The organism is Pseudomonas sp. RIT-PI-q (genome assembly GCF_001297125.1).
Lineage (GTDB): Bacteria > Pseudomonadota > Gammaproteobacteria > Pseudomonadales > Pseudomonadaceae > Aquipseudomonas.
Window position 1 is genome coordinate 1 of sequence record NZ_LHPC01000069.1, and the last position, 1,317, is coordinate 1,317.

At 55.7% G+C, this 1,317-nt stretch carries 1 protein-coding gene; it reads left to right on the forward strand.

The window, feature by feature from the left end; translation table 11 throughout:
- Positions 1-22 precede the first annotated feature (22 nt).
- The gene (locus AEQ67_RS31535) at positions 23-1,291 is read left to right on the forward strand and encodes an IS110 family transposase (RefSeq protein WP_059407651.1); all 1,269 of its coding nucleotides are present in this window, start codon (positions 23-25) and stop codon (positions 1,289-1,291) included.
- Positions 1,292-1,317: the final 26 nt, after the last annotated feature.

The window sequence follows — 1,317 nt, forward strand, 5'->3', positions numbered from 1 at the left end:
TTAGCGCCTGTGGAGGTTGTCGATGCAAACGCTCCTGTCTCAGAAATTCACTGCTTATGTCGGAATAGATTGGGCAGATACCAAGCACGACGTGTGCTTGCAGGTCGCGGGGGAAACCCGGCAGCATTTCTCTGTCATCGCCCATACGCCCCAATCGATTGATCGTTGGGCGAAAGCGTTGTTTGAGCGCTACGGCGCTCCGATTGCGATCGCTCTTGAGCTCAACAAGGGCCCGTTGGTGGCGGCCCTGCAAAAGTACGAGTTCTTTTGCCTGTTTCCCATCAATCCGAGCACCTTGGCCAAACACCGTAAAACCTTTGTCCGCAGCGGTGCCAAGGATGATCCGACCGATGCTCAATGGGCGCTTGAGTTGTTGCTCAACTATCCGGAACGATTTCCCCAGTTGATGCCGCAAAGCCCGGCCATGCGTAGTTTGGCCAGCCTGACAGAACATCGGCGGGCACTGGTTGATGAGCGAGTGAAGGTCAGCAACCGCTTGATCTGTATGCTCAAACAGTATTATCCATTGGCCCTGGAGCTGTTTAGCAACCATGACACCGTGCTGTTCTGTGACTTTCTGATGCGCTGGCCCACGCTTGAACACATCAAGCGTTCTCGCCAGAGTACTTTTCTAAAGTTCGTTAGCGAGCACAACGCTCGTCACCCTCAACTCAATCACGCACGCTGGGAAATCATCACCCAAGCGATGCCTTTGACGCAGGACCCGGGGGTCATACGTCCTTCGCAGTTGTACGCCACCGCCTTGGCGTCGCAACTCAAAGGGCTCATTTCCACCCTCAAGGATTTTGATCGCGAGATCGAAGAAACGGCCAACAGCTTGGCCGATTACCCGATCTTCAAGGCACTCCCTGGCGCCGGCCAACAGCTTGCACCGCGCCTGATGGTGGCTTTTGGTGAACAGCGTGAGCGATTTAGCGACGCCAATGCGATGCAGCGATATGCCGGAATCGCACCCGTTACCCAGCGTAGCGGCAAGAAGAAAGTCGTGTATTGGCGCTTCCGATGCTCAACCTTCTTGCGGCAGACCTTTGTCGAATGGGCTGCTCACAGCATCCCTCAATCAACCTGGGCCGAGGCTTATTATCGGCAGCAGCGGGCTAAAGGCTGCTCATACCAGGCGGCCCTGAGAGCACTCGCTTTTAAGTGGATCAGAATCGTCTATCAGTGCTGGAAAACCAGCACCGTCTATGACGAAAAGGCTTACTTGCAGGCATTAACGCGGCGTGGATCAACGCTGGTAGTGGCGCCGATGGAGGTGGTCACAGGTTGACGGACAGGCTCAGGGCGTGAGGGGGC

What these genes read in the sequence shown, in the direction of transcription:
- AEQ67_RS31535 (WP_059407651.1), top strand. Translation starts at nt 23, where the DNA reads ATGCAAACGCTCCTGTCTCAGAAATTCACTGCTTATGTCGGAATAGAT.